This window comes from Micromonospora sp. URMC 107, from assembly GCF_051386315.1.
Taxonomy (GTDB): Bacteria; Actinomycetota; Actinomycetes; order Mycobacteriales; family Micromonosporaceae; genus Micromonospora.
The window spans coordinates 1-16,570 of record NZ_JBPQTK010000014.1; the positions used below are offsets into that span (position 1 = coordinate 1).

Annotated in this window: 16 protein-coding genes and 1 riboswitch; of the genes, 3 read left to right on the top strand and 13 right to left on the bottom strand. The window is 76.0% G+C overall.

Translation table 11 applies throughout. The features are described from left to right. On the top strand, positions 1-2,153 hold a 2,153-nt coding region (locus tag ACSNN9_RS05210), incomplete at its 5' end, for a cytochrome c oxidase assembly protein (protein WP_436671473.1). A gap of 7 nt (positions 2,154-2,160) precedes the next feature. Here the strand turns inward: ACSNN9_RS05210 and ACSNN9_RS05215 are convergent. The 13 genes from ACSNN9_RS05215 to ACSNN9_RS05275 all read right to left on the bottom strand — a co-directional run bounded on the left by ACSNN9_RS05215 (position 2,161) and on the right by ACSNN9_RS05275 (position 15,538). Then, entirely contained in the window at positions 2,161-2,526 is a 366-nt protein-coding gene (locus tag ACSNN9_RS05215) for a hypothetical protein (protein ID WP_436671474.1), read from the bottom strand. After that, positions 2,523-3,290: an ABC transporter ATP-binding protein gene (locus ACSNN9_RS05220; RefSeq protein WP_436671475.1), complete on the bottom strand. Its 768-nt coding sequence runs from the start codon at positions 3,288-3,290 to the stop codon at positions 2,523-2,525. Before ACSNN9_RS05220 ends, ACSNN9_RS05215 begins: the two co-directional genes overlap by 4 nt. Further along, complete coding sequence (locus tag ACSNN9_RS05225) at positions 3,290-4,369, bottom strand: FecCD family ABC transporter permease (protein ID WP_436671476.1); 1,080 nt, start codon at positions 4,367-4,369, stop codon at positions 3,290-3,292. Before ACSNN9_RS05225 ends, ACSNN9_RS05220 begins: the two co-directional genes overlap by 1 nt. Positions 4,370-4,374: 5 nt before the next feature. Further along, positions 4,375-5,385, bottom strand: a complete 1,011-nt coding sequence (locus ACSNN9_RS05230) for an ABC transporter substrate-binding protein (RefSeq protein ID WP_436671477.1) — start codon at positions 5,383-5,385, stop codon at positions 4,375-4,377. Positions 5,386-5,414: 29 nt separating this feature from the next. Beyond that, positions 5,415-5,594: riboswitch (cobalamin riboswitch) on the bottom strand. 62 nt (positions 5,595-5,656) lie between these two features. Then, positions 5,657-6,328: an ABC transporter ATP-binding protein gene (locus tag ACSNN9_RS05235; RefSeq protein ID WP_436671478.1), complete on the bottom strand. Its 672-nt coding sequence runs from the start codon at positions 6,326-6,328 to the stop codon at positions 5,657-5,659. Positions 6,329-6,376: 48 nt separating this feature from the next. After that, positions 6,377-7,447, bottom strand: a complete 1,071-nt coding sequence (locus tag ACSNN9_RS05240) for an ABC transporter ATP-binding protein (protein ID WP_436671479.1) — start codon at positions 7,445-7,447, stop codon at positions 6,377-6,379. After that, positions 7,444-8,313 (bottom strand): ABC transporter permease, encoded by an 870-nt coding sequence (locus ACSNN9_RS05245; protein ID WP_436671480.1) that lies wholly within the window; start codon positions 8,311-8,313, stop codon positions 7,444-7,446. Before ACSNN9_RS05245 ends, ACSNN9_RS05240 begins: the two co-directional genes overlap by 4 nt. After that, positions 8,306-9,280 (bottom strand): ABC transporter permease, encoded by a 975-nt coding sequence (locus tag ACSNN9_RS05250; RefSeq protein WP_436671481.1) that lies wholly within the window; start codon positions 9,278-9,280, stop codon positions 8,306-8,308. Before ACSNN9_RS05250 ends, ACSNN9_RS05245 begins: the two co-directional genes overlap by 8 nt. 83 nt (positions 9,281-9,363) lie before the next feature. Continuing rightward, complete coding sequence (locus tag ACSNN9_RS05255) at positions 9,364-10,959, bottom strand: ABC transporter substrate-binding protein (protein WP_436671482.1); 1,596 nt, start codon at positions 10,957-10,959, stop codon at positions 9,364-9,366. A gap of 456 nt (positions 10,960-11,415) precedes the next feature. After that, a complete protein-coding gene (locus tag ACSNN9_RS05260) occupies positions 11,416-12,174 on the bottom strand; it encodes an SRPBCC family protein (protein WP_436671483.1) in 759 nt (252 codons plus the stop codon). A 1-nt stretch (position 12,175) separates the two neighbouring features. Then, positions 12,176-12,784: an ArsR/SmtB family transcription factor gene (locus tag ACSNN9_RS05265; protein WP_436671484.1), complete on the bottom strand. Its 609-nt coding sequence runs from the start codon at positions 12,782-12,784 to the stop codon at positions 12,176-12,178. A 69-nt stretch (positions 12,785-12,853) separates the two neighbouring features. Further along, complete coding sequence (locus ACSNN9_RS05270; RefSeq protein WP_436671485.1) at positions 12,854-14,977, bottom strand: heavy metal translocating P-type ATPase; 2,124 nt, start codon at positions 14,975-14,977, stop codon at positions 12,854-12,856. A gap of 153 nt (positions 14,978-15,130) precedes the next feature. After that, positions 15,131-15,538 (bottom strand): four-helix bundle copper-binding protein, encoded by a 408-nt coding sequence (locus tag ACSNN9_RS05275; RefSeq protein WP_436671486.1) that lies wholly within the window; start codon positions 15,536-15,538, stop codon positions 15,131-15,133. Positions 15,539-15,618: 80 nt separating this feature from the next. Here ACSNN9_RS05275 and yidD point away from each other — a divergent pair, with 80 nt between their 5' ends. Together yidD and ACSNN9_RS05285 are read left to right on the top strand one after the other, a co-directional pair. Continuing rightward, on the top strand, positions 15,619-15,921 hold the full coding sequence (gene yidD / locus ACSNN9_RS05280) for a membrane protein insertion efficiency factor YidD (RefSeq protein WP_436671487.1): 303 nt from the start codon (positions 15,619-15,621) through the stop codon (positions 15,919-15,921). 48 nt (positions 15,922-15,969) lie between these two features. Then, positions 15,970-16,425 (top strand): ATP-binding protein, encoded by a 456-nt coding sequence (locus ACSNN9_RS05285; protein WP_436671488.1) that lies wholly within the window; start codon positions 15,970-15,972, stop codon positions 16,423-16,425. Positions 16,426-16,570 lie beyond the last annotated feature (145 nt).

Sequence of the window (16,570 nt, forward strand, 5' to 3'; positions counted from 1 at the left end):
CCCGACACCCCGGCGCCCGGGGCCGTGCCGCGTGGCTCGTGCCCGTCGCGGCCGTGGCGTCGGCGGTGGCCGTGCTCCTGCTCGGCCTGCGCGCCGGCGACGCGCTCGCGGTCGCGATCCCCGGGCTGCCGGATCCGGGGCCGGTCACGGCGTGGGCGCTGCCCGTGGTCCGACTGCTCGCCGACGGCCTCGCGACCCTGACGGTAGGGATGGCGGTGACCGCGGCGTTCCTGCTGCCCGGCGACGGGCGGAGCGTCTCGGCGTACGGCTGGCTGCTGCTGCGTCGCGCGGGCGCGGCGGCCGCGGCCTGGGCGGTGGCCGCGGTGGCGCTGATCGTGCTGACGGTGTCGGACCTGCTCGGCGTCCCCGTGGACGGGCTCGGCGCCGCCACCGTGGTCAGCTTCGCCACCTCGATCTCGCAGGGGCAGGCGCTGCTGCTCCAGGCGGGGCTGGCGCTGGCGGTGGCGGTGCTGGCCCGGGTGGGGGTGTCGCGCGGGCTCGCCGCCGCGGCGGCGTCGATCGCGCTGGTCGGGGTGCTGCCGCCGGCGTTCACCGGGCACGCCGCCGGGGCGGGCAACCACCAGATCGCGGTGTCCAGCCTCGCCCTGCACGTGCTGGCCGCCGCCCTCTGGGTCGGCGGGCTGGTGGCGCTGCTGATGGTCCGCCGCAGCCGACAGCTAGCCGACGCCGCCGACCGGTACGGCCGCCTCGCCCTGGGCTGCTTCGTGGCCGTCGCGGTGAGCGGGTCGGCCAACGCCGCCGTACGCCTCGGCGACGTGGCCCAGCTCTGGCAGTCCCGGTACGGCTGGCTGGTCCTCGGCAAGCTCGTCGCCCTGGCGGTGCTGGGCGCCCTGGGCGCCGTGCACCGGTCGCGGACCCTGCCGGCCCTGCGCGCGGGCCGACGCGGCGCGTTCGCCCGGCTGGCCGCCGGCGAGCTGGTCGTGTTCGCCGCCACCGTCGGGCTGGCGGTGGCGTTGTCCCGCAGCCCCACCCCGGTGACCCAGGACCCGCTCGACGCCGATCCGATCACCGAGCTGCTCGGCTTCCCGATGCCCGCCGCGCCGACCCCGGAACGGCTGATCGGCCAGCCGCTGCCGGACATGTTCTTCCTGACCCTCACCGTCCTCGGCATCGGTGGCTACCTGGCCGGGGTGTGGCGGCTGCACCGGGCCGGCCACCGCTGGCCGGTGGCCCGGACCGCGAGCTGGTCGGCCGGCCTGCTGCTGCTGGCCGCCGTCACCAACCTGGGCGTGGCCCGCTACGCGTACGTGCTGTTCAGCGCCCACATGGTGCAGCACATGGTGCTGTCGATGCTGGTGCCGATCCTGCTCGTCGGCGGCGCACCGGTCACCCTCGCGCTGCGCGCCCTGCGTCGCCCCGCCGACCCGCAGGTCCGCGGCGCCCGGGAGTGGCTGCTGCTGGCGCTGCACAGCCGGCCCGCGAGGCTGCTCACCCACCCCCTGGTCGCGCTGGGCATCTACGCCGGCAGCCTCTTCGGCCTCTACCTCAGCGACCTGCTCGGTACGCTGATGCGCTCCCACCTCGGCCACCTGGCCATGCTCACCCACTTCGTGGTCGCCGGGTACCTGCTGTTCTGGGTGCTCGTCGGGGTCGACCCGGGCCGGCCGAGGCTCGCCCACCCCCTCCTGGTGATCATCCACCTCGCGTCGATGATGGCGCACGGCTTCTTCGGCCTCGTGCTGATGCAGACCACCACCCTCATCGCCCCGGACTGGTACGTCGCCGTCCACCCCGACTGGGCGTCGTCGCTGATCGAGGACCAGAAGCTGGGCGCGGGCATCGCCTGGGCGTTCGGGGAGATCCCCGCCGCGGTCGTCCTGGTCGTGCTGGTCCGCCAGTGGATCCGCGCCGACCGGCGGGAACAGGCCCGCCTCGACCGGGCCGCCGCGCGCGCCGAGGCCAGCGGCGAGCCGGACGACCTGGCCCGCTACAACGCCTTCCTCGCCGCCGCCGGCCGCGCCGATCCCACCGCCACCGGCCGCGCCGACGACGGCCCGACCGGCGACGACGGCCCGACCGGCGACGACGGCCCGACCGGCGACGACGGCCCGACCGGCGACGGCGGCCCGACCGGCGGCGGCCCGGCGGCGAGGACCCGCGACGGTCGGGCCGGTGCGGCGGGGACCGCCTGAGGCCGCCTCACCGGCCGGGGTCGAACGCCGGGGCGACCACCGACAGCTCCAGCGCGGCGGGCAGCGGCGCCACGCCCGGCCCGCCGGCCCGGACCCATCCGGTGATGTCGTCGACGACGGCGTCGTCCAGGACCAGGCCGAACCAGACCGGCCGCGCGCCGGCGCGGCGTGCCGCCGGGGTGGGGTGCACGACGACCAGGTTGGACTGCGCGCATAGGTCGAGGCAGGCGCTGATCCGTACCCGGTGCGGTGCAGGCAGCCCGGCGCGCAGCCGCCGCAGCTGCGCGTCGTGGTCGACGGACGGGTGCTTGCGGGCGCTGCCGCAGCAGCAGTCGCGGCAGACGGTGACGAGGCACCCCGGTGCGACGGTCATGGCGCGGGCGGGTGGTAGGTGATGGCGGGCCCTCCGGTGGTCGGGTGCGCCACGACGTCGGCCCGCACCCCGTAGACCTCGGCGAGCAACCCGGGGGTGAGGACCTCGGCGGGCGTGCCGGCGGCGACGACCCGCCCGGCGGCCAGGACGACCACCGCGTCGCAGAACATGGCGGCCAGGTTGAGGTCGTGCAGCGCGGCCAGGGAGGTGACCCCGGAGCGGCGGACCAGGTGCAGCAGGTGCAGCTGGTGGCCGATGTCGAGGTGGTTGGTGGGCTCGTCGAGCAACAGCAGCAGCGGTTGCTGGGCCAGGGCGCGGGCCAGCTGCACCCGCTGCCGCTCGCCGCCGGAGAGGGTGTGCCAGCGGCGGTCGGCGTACCCGTCCAGGTCCACCCGGGCCAGCGCGTCCGCCGCGGCGGCGCGGTCGGCGGCGCTGTCGGACCAGCGCGAGCCGCGATGCGGCGTACGGCCGAGCAGCACCACCTCGCCGACGGTGAGGTCCAGGTCCGTGTCAGCGTGCTGGGCGAGCAGCGCGGCACGGCGGGCCAGCGTGGCCCGGGGCAGGGTGGCGACGTCGTCGCCGTCGACCGTGACCAGCCCGGCGTCCGGCGCGGCGAGCCGGGCGACGATCCGCAGCAGGGTGGTCTTGCCGCAGCCGTTGGGGCCGAGCAGCCCGACGAGGCTGCCCGCCGGCACCGCGCAGGTGACGTCGTCGAGGATCCGCCGGGCCGCGACGGACCAGGAGACGCCGGTGACGGTGAGCATCAGCCACGCAACTTCCGCCGGTGCAGCAGCACCACGAAGGCGGGCACGCCGAGCAGGGCCGTCAGCACGCCGACCGGCAGTTCCCGGGGCGCGAAGAGGGTCCGCGCGGCGGTGTCCACCCAGACCAGGAAGATCGCGCCGGCGAGGACGACGACGGGCAGCAGGCGCCGGTGGTCCGCCCCGGTGAGGAACCGGGCGGCGTGCGGCAGGATCAGCCCGACGAAGCCCACCGCGCCGCTGACGGCGACCAGCGCCGCGGTGAGCAGCGCGGTGGCGACCAGCAGCAGCCATCGGACCCGGGTGACCGGGACGCCGAGGGTCGCCGCGGCGTCCTCGCCGAAGGCGAACGCGTTGAGCGTGCGGGCGTACGCCGCCACCAGGGCGAGCACGGCGGCCAGGACCGGCGCGGCCCAGGCCAGGGCGGCCCAGTCGACGCGGGCCAACGAGCCGGAGAGCCAGAAGGTGATGCTCTGGGTGGCGTGCGGGTCGGCGACCCAGATGATGACGAAGGAGGTCGCCGCCCCGCAGAGCTGCGCGACGGCCACGCCCGCCAGCACCACCCTGGTGGGGGCCAGGGCGGCCTGCGGGCCGGCCACCGCGGCGACGACCACGAACGCCGCGAGCGCCCCGGCGAAGGCGCCCCCGGTGAGCGCGGCGGCCCCGCCGCCGAAGCCCAGGACGAGGACCGCGACCGCGCCGAGCGACGCCCCGGAGGAGACCCCGAGCAGGTACGGGTCGGCCAGCGGATTGCGGGTGACGGTCTGCATCACGGCGCCGGCGGCCGCCAGCCCGCCCCCCACCGCGGCGGCCCCGAGCACCCGGGGCAGGCGCAGCCGCCAGACGATGTGCTCGCGCAGCAGCGGCACCTCGGCGTGCGGGAGCCCCAGGCGGTCGGCCACGACCGACCAGACCGTCGACACGGGAATGTCGGCCGGACCGACGGTGACGGCCGCGCCGATCGACACGACCAGCCCGGCCAGCAACGCCACCAGCAGCGCCGCCAGGCCGACCGGGTGGGCCGCGCGGGCCCCGGCGGGGGCGGTACGGCGGGCCGGACCGGGGGCGGTGCGGCCGGCCACGGCGGTCAGCGGTCCGCCCCGGCGGGCAGCTGCGCCACGCCCGCGGCGAGCGCCTCGACGCCGAGCACGACGCGCACCCCGGCGGAGGTGGACGAGAACGGGACGACGACGAACCGCTGCCCGGCCACCGCGGGCAGGTCCTTCAGGCTGGGATGCCGGGTGAGGAAGGCCCGCTTCGCGGCGGCCGCGTCCCAGCCCGCGTCGACCAGCACGATCACGTCGGGATCGCGGTCGACGACCGCCTCCCAGCTGGTGTCGGCCCAGCCGCCGCCGAGGTCGGCGAACACGTTCCGCACCCCGACCGCCGACATGATCATGTTGGGGCCGCCGCAGCAGGCGCCCACACTCGGGGCGTCGGTGCCGGCGTCCCACCAGAGCACGGACACGTCCCGTACGCCGCCGATCCGGGCGGCGGCCGTGGCGATCCGGGCCCGCTGGTCGGCGATGAGCTGCTCGGCCCGCTCCGGCACCCCGAAGACGGCCGCCACGTCCCGGATCTCGGCGAACACGTCCTCGACGGTCAGCTTCGCCGGCCGGTGCTGCTTCGGGCACCCGGCCGGCGAGAGGTACGTGCCGATGCCGAGTCCCGCGAGCGCGGCGCGGTCGCCGACGCCCTCGTCGCCGAAGGCACTGTGGAACGAGGCGTAGACGAAGTCCGGTGCCGCCTCCAGCAGCTTCTCCTTCGCCGGGTACCGGTCCGACAGCACCGGCACGGCGGCGTACGCGGCGGCGTGCTCCGGCAGGATCGCGTCGTCCAGGTACGCCGTGCCGGCCATCCGGTCGGCCAGGCCGAGGGCCAGCATGATCTCGGTGGCGGGCTGGTTCAGGGTGACCGCCCGCTCGGGCGGGGCGGCGACGGTGACCGGCGTACCGCAGTTGGTCAGCGTGACCGGGGCGGCGGCCGGCGGCGGCGTGGCCGGGTCGTCCGTGGCGCAGGCGCCGAGCAGGACGACGAGGACGGACAGGGGCGCGGCAACGCGCCGGGACAGGGTGGGCCGCACTGCGCGCACGCGCATCGGGACCGCCTTCCAACACCTCGTGGACGGGTCATCGCAGTGCCGTGGCCGGTCTCCTGGCTGACGGGGAGGTGCGTCCGTGGCCGGCCTTCCCAGGCTTGACGCCCAGTGACCTCTTACGACGAGGGCCGCGGACTTCCCGATCACAGTGGCGAGGGCCGCACCGGTCTCACACCGGCTTCCCGAACACCACGGCAGCGTCACCCTAGCCGCCGGCTTGCCCGGAAGTCACGGTGACGAACACCATGAGGGACGGTCGGCTGCCGGGCGGTCAGGGCTGTGACGGAGCCGGCAGGTCGACCACCCGGGTGGCCCAGCGGGCCATCAGCGCCGGGTCGTGGGTGATGAGCAGGACCCCGGCGGCGTGCTGCCGCTGGTAGTCGGTGACGACGGCCGCGAGGTGCGCCTGGGTGGAGGCGTCCAGCATGGCGGTGGCCTCGTCGCAGAGCAGGTAGTCCGGCCGGTGCACGAGCGCGCGGGCGAGGCAGGCGCGTTGCAGCTGCCCGTCGCTGACCGCGTGCGGACGGCGGGCGAGCAGGTCGGGCGTGAGGCCGACCAGGTCGGCCAGCTCCGCCGCCCGGGCCCGCGCCTGTGCCTCGGGTGTGCCGGTGGCGCGGAGCGGTTCGGCGATGATGTCGGCGAGGCCCAGCCGGGGGTCGGTGGCGGCGCGGGGGCTCTGGAACAGGATCGCGACGCGGGTGCGGACGGCGGCGGGCAGCCGGTGCCGGGCGCCCGCCACCGGGTGGCCGTCGAGGGTGACGTGCCCGGCCTCGGGGGCGTGCAGCAGGGCGAGGACCCGGGCGAGGGTGGACTTGCCGCTGCCCGAGGGCCCGCGCAGGCCGACCGTCTCGCCGGGGGCGACGCGCAGGTCGACGCCGTCGAGGACGCGCCGGCGGCCGTAGGAGACCGTGACGTGGTGGGCGGCGAGCGCGGTGCTGGTCATGCCGGCGCTCCGGCGGTGCTGGTCATGCCGGCGCTCCGGCGGTGCTGGTCATGCCGGCGCTCCGAGGGTCAGCGGGTGGTGGCAGGCGACCCGGCCCGGGGGGCCCGCCGAGGGCGCGGGCGGGGTGCGGCAGACGTCGGTGGCGCGGCCGCAGCGCGGGGCGAAGGCGCAGCCGGGGGGCAGGTCGGTGAGCATCGGCGGGTGGCCGGGGACCGGCCGGAAGGCCCGTTCGGGCAGGGCGTCGAGCAGGCCGGCGGTGTAGGGATGGGCGGGCGCCGCGAACAATTCCGCGGTGGGCCGTCGTTCCACGATCCGGCTGGCGTACATGACGGCGACCGTGTCGGCGACCCGGCGGGCGGCGGCCAGGTCGTGGGTGATGAGCAGGACGGCGCCGCCGGCGTCGCAGCGGCGACGCAGCAGGTCGAGGGTGTGGTCGACCAGGGGCCGGTCGAGGCCCGTGGTGGGCTCGTCGGCGAGCAGCAGCGGCGGGTCGGGGGCGAGCGCGAGGGCGGTGGCCAGGCGTTGGGCCATGCCGCCGGAGAGCTCGTGGGGGTAGCGGTCGAGGTCGGCGGGGTCGAGGCCGACGTCGGCGGCGACCCGCTCGGCCGCCGCGGGCGCCTCGCGCCGGGTGTGCCCGTGTGCGCGCAGGGTCTCCTCCAGCAGCCGCCGGCCCGTCCGCACGGGGGTCAGCGCGGTGGCGGGGCTCTGCGGCACCAGCCCGACCGCCCGGCCGCGTACGGCGCGGGCGAGGTAACGCTCGGAGGCGCCGACCAGGTCGGTCTCCGCCCCGGCGGGCGGGCGCAGGCGGGCGTGACCGGTGACGGTGGCGTTGCCGGGGAGCAGGCCGAGCAGGGCGTGCGCGAGGACCGACTTGCCGCAGCCGGACTCCCCGACCACGGCCAGGAGTTCGCCCGGGTGGACGGTCAGGTGCAGGTCGGTGACGGCCTGCACCACGGCGTCGCGGAGCTGGAAGCGGACGGTCAGCCCGTCGACCTCCAGCAGGCCGGGCCGACCGTCGGCGGCGGTGCCGCCCGTGCCAACGGCGTCGGCCGGGGCGGCGGTGCCGACCGTGGCGACGGTCCCGGCGGGGTCGGCGGTGGGCTCGCGGGTGGTGGTCACAGGTTCAGCTCCGCTCGTACGCGCGGGTCGAGGCGGTCGCGCCACCGGCCGGTGAGGGCGGCCAGGGCCAGCGTGACGACGACGAGGAGCAGGCCGGGCACGATGCTGGCCCACCAGGCGCCGGTGAGCAGGGAGCGCTGCCCGTCGTTGATCATGTTGCCGATCGAGGCCAGGTGCGGGGGCAGGCCGAGGCCGAGGAAGGACAGCGCGGTCTCGTGCCAGACGGCGTGCGGCACCATCAGCGTGGTGGCCAGCGCCAGCCGGGGCAGCACGTGCGGGAGCAGGTGCCGGGTGATCACCCGGGCGCGGCTGGCGCCGCCGGAGATCGCGGCGTCGATGAACGGCCGGGTGCGCAGGCTGAGCAGCTCCGACCGGACGATGCGGGCGGTGGAGAGCCAGTGCGTCAGCCCGATCGACAGGATCACCGCGCCCAGGCTCGGCCGCAGCATCGCGACGATGAAGATGCCCAGCAGCAGGTGCGGCAGTGCCGCGATGGTGTCGACCACCCGCATCAGCACCCGGTCGACCCAGCCGCCGAAGGTGCCGGCCACCGCGCCGACGAGGCCGCCGATCACGGTGGCGACGAGCGCGGCGACCGCGCCGACGAGCAGCGAGACCCGCAGGCCGTAGAGGCTGCGGTGGGCCACGTCGCGGCCCAGGTCGTCCGTGCCGGCCGGGTGCGCCCAGGAGGGCGCGAGCCGGGTGCTGGCCAGGTCCACCGCGCTCTCGTCGAGCGGCCAGAGGACGGGGGCGAGGAGGCAGGCCAGGCCCGCGCCGACGAGCACGGTCCAGGCGACGGCGGCACCGACCCGGCCCGTACGCGGCTTCGGCCGCCGGACCCGGACGGGCAGGGCGAGGTCAGTCATCGAGGCGTACCCGGGGATCGGCGGCGGCGTAGGCGAGGTCGGTGCCGAGGTTCGCGGCCAGCACCACGACGGTGGTGGCCAGGGTGGTGGCGGCCAGCAACGGGAAGTCGCTGCCCAGCGCGCCCTGGACGGTGACCGCGCCGAGGCCGGGCAGGGAGAACACGGTCTCCACCAGGACGGCGCCGCCGATGAGCTCCGGCAGGTGGGTGCCGACGAGGGTGAGGAACGGCAGCAGCGCGGTACGCAGGGCGTGGCCGAACAGGACCGTACGGCCTGGCAGGCCCCGGGCCCGGGCGGCGAGGACGTGGTCGTCGCGGAGGCTGTCGGCGACGGCGTCCCGGATGAACAGGACGAACCACGGCGTCTGGGCGATCGCCAGCACGCCCACCGGCAGGATCAGGTGCCGGGCCACGTCGGCGGGGTCGGTGCCGGTGGCGGTGATGTCGGTGAGCCCGCCCGCCGGCAGCCACCCGAGGGTGAGGGCGAACAGGGCGATCGCGGCGAGCCCGATCCAGAACACCGGCATCGACTGCACGGCGTACGCGGTGGCGCGCAGCCCCCGGTCGAACCAGCCCCCGCGCCGGTACGCGGCCAGCGTGCCCAGCAGCAGGCTCGCCACGAGGACGAGGGCGAGGGCGGCGCCGACGAGCAGCAGGGTCCAGCCGGCGCGGGCGGCGAGCACGGAGGTGACCGGCTCGTGGCGGCTGGTGGACCAGCCCAGGTCGCCCTGGAGCAGGTTGCCCACCCAGCGGAGGTACTGCACCGGCAGCGGGTCGTCGACGCCCCAGTTGGCGCGGATCTGCGCCAGGTTCTCCTCGCTGGTGGTGAACGCCGCCGCGCCCGCGTACTGCTGGGCGGGGTCGATCGGCGAGGCCGCGCCGAGGGCGAACATGCCGACGCTGGTGGCGGCGAGGATGGGCACGGCCACCAGCAGCCGCCGGCGGACTACCTTGCCGGCTCCGGCCATCCGGCGCGTCCGGCGTCGGGCCGTGGTCTTCGCCGGGGCCGGCGCGGCTGTCGGGACGGGCGCGGTTGTCGGGGCGGGCGTCGTCACGACTTCCTCGTCCAGGTGTGGACGTTCCACCAGAGGCTGTTGGCGACGTCGTGCTCGTGCGGCTCCACCCGTGGGGTCACCCCGGTGACCGCGTCCTTCACCACGTAGGTGTGCTGGAGGTAGGTGAGGAACACCCACGGCACGTCGGTGGCGAGCTGCTTCTGGAACGTGGCGTACGCGGCCCTGCGGGCGGCCGGGTCGGCGCTGGCGCGACCGTCCTGCAACGCCTTGTCCACCACGGGCGACCGGTAGGAGCCAGGGTTGAAGAAGCCCTGGCCGGCGAAGGCGGAGCCGAAGAGCTTGTAGGAGACGAAGTCCGGGTCGTACGGGGTGCCGTAGCCCATGACGAGCGCGTCGCTCTTCATCCGGGGGGTGATCGCGTCCCAGGTCAGGCCCTCGGGGGTGATCTTGATGCCGACCTTCTTCGCGTCGGCGGTCACCGCGAGGGCGAGTTCCTTGCGGAGGCTGTCGGTGGCCGGGTACATGAGCGCGAACGCCGCCTGCCGGCCGTCCTTGGCGCGGATCCCGTCCGGGCCCGGCTTCCAGCCGGCGGCGTCGAGGGCGGCGGTCGCGGCGGCCGGGTCGGCGGCGGGCTTGCCGACGATCGACGGCTCGGCGAACTCCGACGTCGGCGGGACCGGCCCGAACGCCGGCTCGCCCGCCCCGCCGAGCAGGCCGGTGACCATCGCCGCGCGGTCCACCGCCGCGTTCAGCGCCCGCCGCACCGCGAGGTCGGCGGTGACCGGGTTGCCCATCGGCAGCATCACGCCCCGGTAGTCGGCGGTGGGCACCCGCTGCACCCGGTAGCCGGCCTGCCCGTCGAAGCCGGTGGCCAGCTTCGGGGCCAGCTCCGCCGCGTCGAACTCCCCCGCCCGCATCCGCTGCGCGCGTACGTTGTCGTCGGCGACGAACGCCACCACCACGCCGCTGTTGGCGGGCCTACCGCCCCAGTAGCTGTCGTTGGCCGCGAGCACGAGCCGGTCGCCCGGGGTCCACGACGTCACGCGGTACGGGCCGGTGCCCACCGGCTTGCGGTTGAACTCGGCCTTGTTGATGTCCTGCCCGGCCAGGGCCTTCGCCGGCACGATCCCCAGGGCCAGCCGCTGCGGGAAGGGCGCGTAGGCGTACTTCAGCGTGAACACCACGGTCGACGGGTCGGGCGCGGTGACCGAGGCGAGCATGTCCAGGTCGGAACGGAGCGTGGAGTCGACCTTCGGGTCCAGCACCGCCTGGTATGTGAAGACCACGTCCTGCGCGGTGAACGGGCTGCCGTCGTGGAACAGCACGCCGTCGCGCAGCCTCGCGGTGACGGTCCTGCCGTCCGCCGACACGGTCGGCAGCTCCCGCGCCAGCGCCGGCACCAGCTCGTTGCGGGCGTCGCGGGCGACCAGCCCGTCGAAGATCAGGGAGCTGCCGTCGACGCCGTAGTTCAGCACCGGGTTCAGCGCGTCCGGCTCGCCCGCCGTCGCCACGACGAGGGTGCCGGCGCCGCCCGCGCCCGTCGTCGTGGTCGTCGGCGAGGAGCAGCCGGCCACGGCGAGGATCCCAGCGGCGGCGATCGCCGTCACGCGCTTGGACACAGGCGTACCCATCACATGCTCCCGGGTCTGTTCTCCGCACGACCGCCCGGCGTCCCGCCGGGTCGGCGTCCTGGTCTGGCCGACCGTGCCCGCAGCGCTCCACGGTCACGAGCGGGCGGACGCCCCGGCGATGGCTTGATCATCGCGCGCCGGGGCAGCCGGCCACTAACGCCAGCATTCCGCAATTGCCAAATATATGCAACAAGCGTCGACCGGCCGTGTCGCCCAGGCCACACCCCGCCCCCGGCCGCGACCGCCTGTCGGACCGGAAGCAGGGTACGGCCCGGCACCGGGACCTCGTGACCGACCCGGACGGGCCCCGACGGCGCGCCGGGGCGGGTGGCAGGCCGGCGCGTCCGCGTCGCCGCTTCTGGCCCGCGGGCAGCACGCCGCAAGCGGCCCCGCACGTCGCTGAGTGCGGGGCCGCTTGCGGTGGTGGAGCGGGTGGCCGGGCCACCCGCCGGCGGATCAGCCGACGGGCAGGGCGGCCAGCCAGTCCTGCCAGGCCCGCTCGGCCCGGGCCGGGTCCTGCCCGGTGGCGAAGACGTGGTGGCCGAGGACCAGGGCGTCGCCGCGCTCGGCGCCGGAGTAGAGGAACCGGTAGAGCGCGTCGTCGGTGCGGACGCCGACATAGGTCGGGAGGCCGGCCAGGTCGACGACGCCCTCGATCGGCGGCAGGCCGCCGACGGTGAACCGGACCCGGTCCCCCTCGGCGATCGGGCCGGCGACGCCGAAGGCCTCGGCCACGGCCGCCCACACCCGGTCCGCGCCGCCGGCGTCCGGACGGAACGCCGAGACCGGGGCCGCGGTCCGGCCGGGGAAGTGGGCGAGGTACGCGGCCAGCGTTCCGAGGTACATGTCCCAGCCGATGCCCATCGCCTCGTACTCGGACTCCCAGTTGTCCCCGAGGACGCCGCTCTGGACGAGCCGCAGGGTCGTGCTGCCCTGCTCGCGGCCCTCGATGAGGTATTCCAGGGCCATGAAGGTGCCGTCCGGGGCCGGCTCGGTGCGGTCGGCAAGCCGCTTCCCGGGCTCCCACGCGGTGATCGTCGACTCCTCGACCTGACCGGCCATCGTCAGGCGGGTCCGGCCACCCTCGCCCGGCTCGACCTCCGTGCGGCCCATGAACCAGGAGTCGATGCCCGGACCGGTGGCGATGGCCTCCCACACCTGCTCGGGCGTGGCGGCCAGCTCGACGTCCTTGCGCAGCTCGAAATGGTGTCCCATGTCAGTGCTCCTCGTTTGCGGTGCTGTCGTCGGGGTCGGCGCTGGGGTGCAGGGCGACCACCACCCGGTGGTCGCGGCCGCCGGGGGCGTGCTCGTCGTGGTACTTGCCGACCAGGGCCGTGACGGCGGCCGCCAACTCCTCGGCGAAGGCCGCCCGGTCGCGCGCCGAGGCGAACCGGACGGTGCCGTCGACGGCGAACGTCGCCACCCGCTGCTTCGCCCGCTCGGCGCCGGTGACGAGCGCGCCGACGTCCTGCACGAGGCGGGCGGCCAGCGCCAGCAGCCACCGCGCCGACAGCCGGTCCGGCGACTGCGCCGGGTCGGGCCGCACGGCGGCGAGGGCCACCGGCGAGATCACGTACGACGCCGCGGTCGCCCGCATGACCCGCTCGGTCACGTTGCCCTTGCGGCGCTCCTCCACCAGCTCGATCAGGCCGTGCTGCTCCAGCGCCCGGAGGTGGTAGTTGACCTTCTGCCGCGGCAGGCCGACGCGGGCGGCGAGCATCGTCGCCGAGGCCGGCTCGGCGAGCGCGGCCAGCAGCCGGGCCCGCATCGGGTCCAGCGACGCCTCGGCCGCCGCCGGGTCCTCGATCACTGCGATGTCGAACATGACCACAGCGTCGCACCGACAATTTATTTTGTCAAGACAGTTTTGTTGATCGGCTATAGGATCGACGACTCACTCTCCGGGGGCCAGCCGGACGCGGCGCAGCAGCTGGGCGTTGAGCGCCACCACGATCGTCGAGGCGGACATCAGGATCGCGGCGACCGCCGGGCTGAGCGTCACCCCCGCCCAGGCCAGCACGCCCGCGGCCAGCGGCAGGGCGACGACGTTGTAGCCGGCCGCCCAGCCCAGGTTCTGGATCATCTTCCGGTACGAGGCCCGGGACAGCCGGATCACGCCGGTCACGCCGCGCGGGTCGGACGAGGCGAGCACCACCCCGGCGGACTCGATCGCCACGTCGGTGCCGGCGCCGATGGCGATGCCCACGTCGGCGCGGGCCAGGGCGGGGGCGTCGTTCACCCCGTCGCCGACCATCGCCACCCGCAGCCCGCGCCGTTGCAGCTCGGCCACGGCGTCGTCCTTGTCGGCGGGCAGCACCTCGGCGAAGACCTCGTCGACGCCGGGACGGAAGCCGAGGTCGGCGGCGACCGCCTCGGCGACCGGGCGGGCGTCCCCGGTGATCATCACGATCTTGCCGACGCCCTGCGCCCGCAGCTCGGCGATCGCCTCGCGCGCCTCGGGGCGGACCTGGTCCTCCAGCGCGAGGGCGCCGAGGACGCTGGCCGCGTCGCCGTCGAGTCGCAGCAGGTGCAGCACCGCCGCGCCCCGGCGCGACCAGTCGGCCTGCCGGCCGGCCAGGTCGTCGGGCACCCGCGCGCCCAGCTCGCGGAGCAGGGCGGGCCCCCCGACGGCGTACGCCGTGCCGTCGACCTCGGCGCGGACGCCACGTCCGGTCAGCGAGCGGAACCCCGTCGCCCGCCGGGCCGCGCCGCGCTCGGCCCCGGCGGCCACGATTGCCCGGGCCAGCGGATGCTCGCTGTCCGCCTCCACCGCCGCGGCCAGGGCGAGCACGTCGTCCTCGCTGCCGCCCCCCGTGGCCGCCACCCCCGCCACCACGTGTTCGCCCCGGGTCAGGGTGCCGGTCTTGTCGAACAGGACCGCGTCGACCGTGCGCATCCGCTCCAGCGCCAGCCGGTCCTTGACCAGGATCCCGCCCCGGGCCGCCACGGCGGTCGACAGCGCGATCACCAGCGGGATGGCCAGGCCCAGCGCGTGCGGGCAGGCGATCACCAGCACGGTGACGGTACGCACCACGGCCGCGCCGAGGTCGCCGAGCACGGCCCAGGTCACCAGGGTCGCCAGGGCCACCACGGTCGCGACGTAGAACAGCCAGGCCGCGAAGCGGTCGGCGAGCACCTGCGCGCGACCGCTGGACTGCTGGGCCTGGGCCACCAGGCGCTGGATGCCGGCCAGCGCGGTGTCCTCGCCGACCGCCTCGACGCGCACCCGGATCGCCGCGTCGGTGGCCACCGTGCCGGCGACCACCCGGTCCCCGGCGCCGCGGGAGACCGGCCTCGACTCGCCGGTGACCATGGACTCGTCCAGCTCGGCGCCGCCCTCGGTGATCCGGCCGTCGGCCGGCACCCGCCCGCCGGGGCGGACCAGCACCAGGTCGTCGACCCGCAGGTCCGCCACGGAGACCCGCTCGACCCCGCCGTCCGCCGTCACCCGTTCGGCGTCGTCGGGCAGCAGTGCCGCCAGGGCCGACAGCGCGCCCTGCGCCTGCCCGATGGCCTTCATCTCCTGCCAGTGCCCGAGCAGCATGATCGTGACCAGGGCCGCGAGCTCCCACCAGAAGTCCAGGTCGAAGACGCCGAGCGCGGTGGCCACCGACGCGAGATAGGCCACCGTGATGGCCATCGCGATCAGCAGCATCATGCCGGGCGCCCGGTCGCGCACCTCCCGCACCGCGCCGACCAGGAACGGCCAGCCGCCGTAGCAGAAGACGACGGTGCCGAGCACCGGGCCGACCCATGCCACGCCCGGGAACTCCAGCCGGTAGCCGAACCAGTCCATCACCATGTCGCTGGTCAGCACGATCGGCACGGTCAGCGCCAGGCTCAGCCAGAACTTCCGGCGGAACATCTCCGGGTCGTGCCCGGCGTGCTTGTCGTGGCCGCCGTGTCCGCCCGCGCCGTGGGCGGGCTCGCCGTGTCCGCCCGCGCCGTGGGCGGGCTCGCCGGCGTGCGCGCCCGCCGGCCGGGGCGGGTGGTCGTCGGGGTGCGTCTCGTGGGGCATCTGCGCCTCCTCACGACCACCATACATACCCCCTCGGGGTATCGTCACCGGTTCGGCCCGGTTGCGCGGCCACCGGCGGACAGGACGGCGCCGGCACCCCGTACGGCATGCCGGCGCCGGCGCCCGGTCGACCACGTCGACCACCCGGACGGGTCAGCTCATGGTGGCGAGCAGGTCGCGACAGGCCCGCTCGCACGCGCGGCAGGCGTCGGCGCAGACCCGGCAGTGCTCGTGCATGCCCGCGTGGCCGGCGCACTCGTCGCCGCAGGACTTGCAGGCGGTGGCGCACGCCTCCAGCATGCTGCGGCTGATGTTGGCGTCGTAGCCGGTGTGCCGGGACAGCACCCGGGCGGTCGCCGTGCAGATGTCCGCGCAGTCCAGGTTCGTCCGTACGCACTTCGTCAGCTCGGCGACCATGTCCTCGCTCAGGCAGGCGTCGGCGCAGGCGGTGCAGGCCTGGGCGCAGGTGTTCAGCGCATCGATGACGGCGGCCAGCTTGGCCCCGTCCAGGTTGATCGACTTGGGATACGTCTCGAGCATCGGCATCGTGGTGCTGGGCACGGCGTTCTCCTCTCGGTCATTGTCTGTGCACTACCCGCAACCGTCGCCGGGCATGCGGCCGCCGGCCCGGGGGCACCGGGGTGGCGCACCGCGTCCGGATCCCGCCGACTGCCCGGTTTCCGGGCCAACCTGCTCATGCGCGGCGGCGACGGCGACCCGGGCGCCCGTGCTGGACCGGGCGGGGGTGGCGGCGATCCGGGGCAACCGCCGGTGGGCCGTCGCCGCACTGGCCGGGACGGTGCCGGTTCAACCCCACGTGCGGGGCGTACGGCCTGACGGCGGTCGAGCGGCACGGGCTGGCGGTCGGGGGACGGATGGCCGCCGAGCGGGTGCGCCGCTGCCGTCCCCGGGTGCCCCGGGGCACCCACGACCCGGTGCGCTGACCGTTGTGCCGGGGCATGAGCCGGCCGGAGATCGGGTAGGACGAGACCATGGGCCAGCTGAGCAGTTCCCCACCCCCGTCGCAGGCCACCGAGCTGCGGCGGTGGACGTTGTCGGAGGCGGCGGACCTGCGCGCCCTGCGGGCGTCCCTGCACGAGGAACTGACCGGCGACGTGCTCGGTGAGGGCGAGGCCCTGGACGAGGTCCCCGAGCTCGTCGCGCTGATCGCCACGGAGCTCGCCACGAACGCCCTGCGCCACGGGATCCCGCCGACCGTCGTCCGGCTGCTCGCCACCGACGAGTACCTCATCCTCGACGTCGCCGACCACGACCTGGGCTCCCTGCCGCAGCTCGCCGAGGCCCGGCCCACCGGCGACGGCGGGCGCGGCCTGGAGCTGGCCCGCGCCCTCTCCCTCGACGTCGGCTGGTACGCCACCGGCACCACCAAGAACATCTGGGCGTCCTTCCCCCGCACCGCGCGCCTCAGCGGCGCGCGGAGGGCCTGACCGGCACTGGCTGACCGGGTCGGCGAGACCCCGGCGGCGGAGCGGCCCGCCGGAGGAACCGGCCCAGGCGCGACGAACCGGACGGCAGGCCGCCGCCCGAGGCGTCCCGGCAGATCGCCGGCCGGGTGCCCGGTCCCGGGCGGCC

Bases quoted from the DNA above. Each gene is read 5' to 3' on its own strand.
- ACSNN9_RS05215 (WP_436671474.1), bottom strand. From the start codon at position 2,526: ATGACCGTCGCACCGGGGTGCCTCGTCACCGTCTGCCGCGACTGCTGC.
- ACSNN9_RS05220 (WP_436671475.1), bottom strand. From the start codon at position 3,290: ATGCTCACCGTCACCGGCGTCTCCTGGTCCGTCGCGGCCCGGCGGATC.
- ACSNN9_RS05230 (WP_436671477.1), bottom strand. From the start codon at position 5,385: ATGCGCGTGCGCGCAGTGCGGCCCACCCTGTCCCGGCGCGTTGCCGCG.
- ACSNN9_RS05235 (WP_436671478.1), bottom strand. From the start codon at position 6,328: ATGACCAGCACCGCGCTCGCCGCCCACCACGTCACGGTCTCCTACGGC.
- ACSNN9_RS05245 (WP_436671480.1), bottom strand. From the start codon at position 8,313: ATGACTGACCTCGCCCTGCCCGTCCGGGTCCGGCGGCCGAAGCCGCGT.
- ACSNN9_RS05250 (WP_436671481.1), bottom strand. From the start codon at position 9,280: ATGGCCGGAGCCGGCAAGGTAGTCCGCCGGCGGCTGCTGGTGGCCGTG.
- ACSNN9_RS05255 (WP_436671482.1), bottom strand. From the start codon at position 10,959: ATGGGTACGCCTGTGTCCAAGCGCGTGACGGCGATCGCCGCCGCTGGG.
- ACSNN9_RS05260 (WP_436671483.1), bottom strand. From the start codon at position 12,174: ATGGGACACCATTTCGAGCTGCGCAAGGACGTCGAGCTGGCCGCCACG.
- ACSNN9_RS05265 (WP_436671484.1), bottom strand. From the start codon at position 12,784: ATGTTCGACATCGCAGTGATCGAGGACCCGGCGGCGGCCGAGGCGTCG.
- ACSNN9_RS05270 (WP_436671485.1), bottom strand. From the start codon at position 14,977: ATGCCCCACGAGACGCACCCCGACGACCACCCGCCCCGGCCGGCGGGC.
- ACSNN9_RS05285 (WP_436671488.1), top strand. From the start codon at position 15,970: ATGGGCCAGCTGAGCAGTTCCCCACCCCCGTCGCAGGCCACCGAGCTG.